This is a genomic window from Albidovulum sp. (assembly GCF_049646345.1).
Classification (GTDB): Bacteria; Pseudomonadota; Alphaproteobacteria; order Rhodobacterales; family Rhodobacteraceae; genus Albidovulum.
This window is the reverse complement of the sequence record NZ_JBARVQ010000461.1, coordinates 1-6,076: the sequence shown is the minus strand read 5'-3', so window position 1 is coordinate 6,076 and position 6,076 is coordinate 1. Positions and strand designations below refer to the sequence as shown.

Sequence of the window (6,076 nt, the reverse complement as noted above, 5' to 3'; positions counted from 1 at the left end):
CGCACGCCCGGCGCCTTCGGCTTGTTCCCGGGCGAAGAGGCGTTTCCACGAAGGCAGCAAAGTCCCGGTCACGCCAGCAAAGCGCAAATGACGAGTATAGGTACTCCCCCCGGGAGATTTTCCAGCGGAGCGTTGAGGCAATTCTCCCGCTCAGCCAAGCCGCGCCTTGACCATGGGACCGACCGTGCCGAAATCCATCTGGCCGCTATATCTGGCCTTGAGCGCGGCCATCACCTTGCCCATGTCGCGGATCGAGCCTGCGCCGATCTCGGCAACTGCGGCGTCGATGGCGGCCGTGACCTCGCCCTCATCCAGCTGGCGCGGCAGGAATTCCTCGATCACCTTGACCTCGGCCAGTTCCTTTTCCGCCAGTTCCAGCCGCCCGCCCTCTTCATAGGCGCGCGCCGATTCCTGGCGCTGCTTGACCATGCGACCAAGGATCGACAGCACCTCGCCATCGCCCACGGTGGCCTCGCCGCCCTCACCCCGCAGGGCGATATCGCGGTCCTTGATCGCGGCATTGATCAGCCTCAGCGTCGACAGACGCTCGGCCTCTTTGGATCGCATCGCATCTTTCAACGCAGTACCGATCCGTTCACGCATATCCATCGGGTCTCCATCCCCTGAGCTTCCGAAGTTCCCACCATATCGCCAAGCCCGGGCAGACACAACCGGGAGAATTTTGCGTAAGTCATTGTAAACGTTGCGTAAGCCTATTCAGCATCGCCCCCTTGACCCGAACCCCGCCCCCCCGTAGGTTCCGCGGGATTTGAGACCCGGGGAGTCGCGCCATGTCCACCACCTCCGCCTCCAGTGCCAAGCCGACCGCCTGCCTCGCACTGGCCGATGGCACCGTCTTTTACGGGCATGGGTTCGGGGCCACGGGCGAGACGGTGGCAGAGCTTTGCTTCAACACCGCGATGACCGGCTATCAGGAGATCATGACAGACCCGTCCTATGCCGGACAGGTCGTCACCTTCACCTTCCCCCATATCGGCAATACCGGCGTCAATCCCGAGGATGACGAAACCGCCGAGCCGGTCGCGGCCGGAATGGTGGTGAAGTGGGACCCGACTGAACCGTCGAACTGGCGCGCCGCCGAAGATCTGGTGGCCTGGCTGGCACGGCGCGGCCGGATCGGTATTGGTGGGCTTGATACCCGTCGTCTGACCCGGGCGATCCGTCAGCAGGGCGCGCCGCATGTGGCGCTGGCCCATGATCCGGATGGCAATTTCGACATCGCAGCGCTGGTCGCGAAGGCGCGGGGCTGGTCGGGCCTTGTCGGCCTCGATCTGGCCAAGGACGTGACCTGCCCCCAAAGCTACCGCTGGGATGAGACCCGCTGGGCCTGGCCCGACGGATACGGCAAGCGGACCGGCGACGGGTTCCGCGTGGTCGCCATCGACTACGGCGCAAAACGCAACATCCTGCGCTGCCTTGCAAGTGCGGGCTGCGACGTGACCGTCCTGCCCGCCACGGCCACCGCCGAAGAGGTGCTGGCGCACAATCCCGAAGGTGTGTTCCTGTCGAACGGCCCCGGCGATCCGGCGGCGACCGGGAACTATGCCGTGCCGATGATCAAGGACGTGCTGACCCGCGACCTACCGGTCTTTGGCATCTGCCTTGGCCACCAGATGCTGGCCCTTGCTGTCGGCGCCAAGACGATCAAGATGAACCACGGCCATCACGGCGCCAACCATCCGGTGAAGGATGTGGAGACCGGCAAGGTCGAGATCACCTCGATGAACCACGGTTTTGCCGTCGATGCCCAGACCCTGCCCAAGGGCGTCAGCGAAACCCATATCTCGCTCTTTGACGGGTCGAATTGCGGCATAAGGCTGGACGGCCGCCCGGTCTTTTCGGTCCAGCATCACCCCGAGGCAAGCCCCGGGCCGCAGGACAGCTTCTACCTTTTTGAGCGTTTCGCTGAAGCCATGCGCGCCCGCCGCGCCGCCTGAAATCGATCCCGCCGATCCAGAAGGCCGCGCCCGCCGATAGTCGGGCAAGGGGCGGCCTGAACACAGATCCCGACAGGCCGTCGGGAGCGGTTTTTCACGATTAACGCGCTATTAACCACGCCGGTAGAGGCTGGTGGCTGCAATCCAGCCGGGGAATCCCGATGTCAGCCGCCGTGCCGCATCTCCAGCTCGTTCCAGAACCGGCCACGCCGCGCGTGACGTCCGACCCCGGCATCGCAACCTTCCCCCCCCGCATCCAACCCAGCCGCCGCGCAGAGCAGCGCGTACCACTTGGCCAGATTCTGGTCGACATGGGCGCGCTCGATCCCGGCAACCTTCTCAAGGCGCTGGCCCTGAAGGACCGGGAGGATGTGCCGCTTGGCGACATACTTCTGACCCATCGCTGGGTCAGTGAGGCCGACCTCATGGCCGCGCTGTCGGCGCAATGGGGCGCAAAGGCGGTCGACCTTCTGAAAGACCCGCCCGATACGCGGCTGATGGACCGGCTGGGTGCCGAGTTCTGCCTGTCCCATTACGTGCTGCCCTGGCACAGGATCGGCGGTGCGACGGTCCTTGCGACATCGTGCCCGGATCATTTCGCCGAAATGCGCACGGCCCTGCCCGAGGGGTTCGGACCGGTCGTCATGGCCCTTGCACCAGAGCGTGACATTCATGCCGCCCTGATCGCGGCGCGCCAGACCGCGCTGATCCGGGGCGCTGAAACACGGGTGAACGCGGCCGAAAGCTGCCGGACACAGGATACCGACCGGACCCGTGGATTGGCATTCGCCGTACTTGGCACCACGCTGGCGACGGCGCTGGTCGCACCACAGGTTGTTCTGGCGGCCCTGTTGCTATGGGCAAGCCTTTCGCTCATCGCCTGTTCCGGTCTGAAGCTGATCTGTTTCCTGTCCGAAGTCAGCGCCCAGCGCCAAAAGGCCGCCACCCCACCGGCCGCCCTGCCCGCCCGTCTGCCCATCGTCTCGGTCATGGTGCCTTTGTTCCGCGAAGACGATATCGCGCCACGGCTGATCCGCCGGATCGGGCGGATCGACTATCCCAAGGAGTTGCTGGATATCCTGCTGGTGGTCGAAGAGGATGACGCGGCAACGCTCGCTGCCCTGCGACGCCACGACCTTCCGCGCTGGATGCGGGTGGTCACCGTTCCCGACGGCCCGATCCGCACCAAGCCGCGCGCGCTCAATTACGCGCTCAATTTCTGCCGCGGCTCCATCGTCGGGGTCTGGGATGCCGAGGATGCGCCCGAACCGCAGCAGATCCAGAAGATCGTGCGGCATTTCAACAGCGCAGGACCAGAGGTTGCCTGCCTTCAGGGCATTCTCGATTACTATAATGCGCGGCACAACTGGCTGACACGATGCTTCACCGTCGAATATGCGGCCTGGTTCCGCGCGGTGCTGCCGGGGATCGCGCGGCTTGGTTTCGTGGTGCCACTGGGTGGCACGACGCAGTTCTTCCGGCGCAGAGTGCTGGAAGAGCTTGGCGGCTGGGACGCGCATAATGTCACCGAGGATGCCGATCTGGGCCTGCGCCTTGCCCGCCACGGCTATCGCACCGAAATGGCCGATACCGTGACCGAGGAGGAACCGAATTCCCACGCGGTGACCTGGATCCGGCAGCGGTCGCGCTGGCAGAAGGGGTTTGCCATCACCTGGGCCACCCATATGCGTGCGCCGCAACGGCTCTGGCGCGAACTCGGCGCGCGACGGTTCCTTGGGGTGCAGATCGTCTTTGTCGGATCCCTGTCGCAGGCGCTGCTGGCACCGGTTCTGTGGAGCTTCTGGCCCGTTGCTTTCGGCTGGTCGCATCCCCTGTCCGGCATCATGCCCGCCACGGCGCTGACAGCGCTTTGCCTGCTTTTCATCGCGGCCGAGATTATCAATGTAACGGTCGGCCTTTGGGCCACGCGCGGCACGTCCCACCGCCATCTGCAGAAATGGGTGCCGACCCAGCACCTCTATTTCCCGCTGGCCTGTTTTTCGTCCTACAAGGCGTTCTACGAATGGATCACCCGGCCCTTCTACTGGGACAAGACCGCCCATGGCGTCGTCGCCGCTCGGCTGAACAGCGGAGATCTGTTGCCTGTCCTGCTGCTGACCGATCCGATCCTTGTCCCGGTCGTGGTGCCAACGCTCAGGCTGCATGTGACGCAACCGGACGGCCCGTCGTCACGGGGTTACACCCTGCCTGACGATCGTGCAGCCGCACCGCTGGCGATGGTGGCCGAGGATCGGGCCGCATTCGAACCGGCACCGGTGCGGCGTCCGGACCTCACGCTGGTTTCCGCCAGGACCGATGACGGGCCCTATATACTGCGCTCACCCCTCCCCGGCACCGGCATCAAGCTTAAGCCGGGTCTCGAAAGCCTTGGAGATATGTGAGCGCAAAGCCTCGGCCGCAGCATCACCGTCGCCGTCAGAAATCGCCGTCACGATCGCCTCATGTTCGGCCAAAGCAGCCGTCCCCCGCCCTTCGGCGGCAAGCGAGGTCGTGGCAAGCAAGGCCATGGAGCGGTGCACAAGGTCAAGCTGCTGCACAAGATAGCGGTTATGCGAGGCCAGATGGATCTGTTTGTGAAAGCGCCGGTTGGCGCGCGAAAGCGCGGCCGGATCATCCAGATAGGCACGATCGGCCTCGACCATATCGGCCAGAACCTTGACCTCTTCGGGGCTCGCATGTTTCGCCGCAAGCCGCGCGGCCAGCCCCTCCAGTTCCGCCCGCACGACGTAAAGCTCGGCCAGTTGATTGTGATCGAGCGAAGCCACGATCAGCGACCGCCCGTCACGCGCCAGCATCGACTGTGTTTCGAGCCGCTGCAACGCCTCGCGCACCGGGGTCCGCGACACACCGAACCGTTCGGCCAGTTCCGCCTCCACCAGCCGGTCGCCGGGCCGGTAAATGCCGCCGTCAATCGCCTCCAATATCAGCGTATAGGCGTCTTTCTGCATCGCGTTCCCTCCTGCCCGTCCCTCGCGGGGCGGAGCCTATGCGCGGGCGACAGTCCTTGGCAACCCATCCCATTGCGGCCCATGCGCGCAGCCCCAAGGCGTTTCGGATTTTCGCTGCGGCCACCTTTATCGGAAATCGAACGAACGAGGTTCGTTTTCCGATTCAATACAAACACGAAACACCCTAAGGTCGCGCCATGCCGCGCGATACCTTTTCCCATGTCGAGGCCTGGGTCTTCGACCTCGACAATACGCTCTATCCGCCTTCGGTCCGGCTCTTCGATCAGATCGAACAGCGGATGACGGCCTATGTGATGGACGCGCTTGGCGTTCCACGGGAAGAGGCCGACCGGCTGCGCAGTCATTACTGGCAGCTTTACGGTACGACGCTGGCCGGGCTGATGCATGAACACGGGCTCGACCCCGATCCCTATCTCATTGACGTCCACGATATCTCGTTCGACGCGCTGACACCCGATCCGAACCTGCGGGATGCCATCGCGGCTCTGCCGGGTCGATGTATCGTCTATACCAATGGCTCCGCGCCCTATGCCGAACGGGTTCTTGCCGCGCGGGGCCTGACCGGGATTTTCGATGCCATCTACGGCGTCGAACATGCAGGCTACCGGCCCAAACCCGAACGCGCGGCGTTTGAGGCGATCTTTGCCCGCGACAGCATCGCCCCCGACCGCGCCGCAATGTTCGAGGACGACACCCGCAACCTCGCTGCGCCGCATGAGATGGGGATGCGCACGGTGCATGTGGCGCCCGAGCCTGCACCCGCCCCCTTCATCCACCACCATACCGACGACCTGCCGGGCTTTCTGACCGCCCTCATCCGCTGAGCCCCACCTGCGGCATCGCGACCGGTTGCCGCGGACGGTGCTGCGCCCTACCTGCCACCCAGCGCAGGAGGAAAACCCATGACAGCGAACACATCTGACCACCGCCCCTGGTACTTTGCCATTCCCGTCATCGGCTGGATCGCCCGCGACCTGATCCACGGGACGAAGGACAACATCCTCTATTTCCTTGTCATCCTGCTGACGCTTCTGGTGCTGGCGGTCAAAACCTGGGGGCTCGTCGCACTGGCAATGACCGCTTTGGCTACGGTACCGCTGATTTTCGCCACGCTGATCCTGATCACGC

General features: G+C 64.4%; 6 protein-coding genes. 4 read left to right on the top strand and 2 right to left on the bottom strand.

The features are described 5' to 3' along the window. Positions 1 to 150 precede the first annotated feature (150 nt). Complete coding sequence (locus tag WBB85_RS11585; RefSeq protein WP_432638770.1) at positions 151 to 609, bottom strand: GatB/YqeY domain-containing protein; 459 nt, start codon at positions 607 to 609, stop codon at positions 151 to 153. 182 nt (positions 610 to 791) lie between these two features. On the opposite strand from WBB85_RS11585, the gene carA reads away from it, so the two are divergent. Next, positions 792 to 1,958: a glutamine-hydrolyzing carbamoyl-phosphate synthase small subunit gene (carA, locus tag WBB85_RS11580; RefSeq protein WP_432638769.1), complete on the top strand. Its 1,167-nt coding sequence runs from the start codon at positions 792 to 794 to the stop codon at positions 1,956 to 1,958. Positions 1,959 to 2,119: 161 nt separating this feature from the next. Then, positions 2,120 to 4,360 carry a glycosyltransferase gene (locus tag WBB85_RS11575; RefSeq protein WP_432638768.1) on the top strand — a complete coding sequence of 747 codons (2,241 nt, stop codon included), beginning with the start codon at positions 2,120 to 2,122 and terminating at the stop codon, positions 4,358 to 4,360. Here WBB85_RS11575 and WBB85_RS11570 read toward each other — a convergent pair. Beyond that, positions 4,298 to 4,927, bottom strand: coding sequence for a GntR family transcriptional regulator (locus tag WBB85_RS11570; RefSeq protein ID WP_432638767.1), 630 nt, complete (start codon positions 4,925 to 4,927; stop codon positions 4,298 to 4,300). The two genes, WBB85_RS11575 and WBB85_RS11570, sit on opposite strands and share 63 nt — an antisense overlap. A gap of 197 nt (positions 4,928 to 5,124) precedes the next feature. On the opposite strand from WBB85_RS11570, the gene WBB85_RS11565 reads away from it, so the two are divergent. Together WBB85_RS11565 and WBB85_RS11560 are read left to right on the top strand one after the other, a co-directional pair. Continuing rightward, positions 5,125 to 5,772 carry a pyrimidine 5'-nucleotidase gene (locus WBB85_RS11565; protein WP_432638766.1) on the top strand — a complete coding sequence of 216 codons (648 nt, stop codon included), beginning with the start codon at positions 5,125 to 5,127 and terminating at the stop codon, positions 5,770 to 5,772. Positions 5,773 to 5,850: 78 nt separating this feature from the next. After that, positions 5,851 to 6,076, top strand: a 226-nt coding sequence (locus WBB85_RS11560; RefSeq protein WP_432638764.1) for a hypothetical protein, incomplete at its 3' end; no start/stop codon positions are given.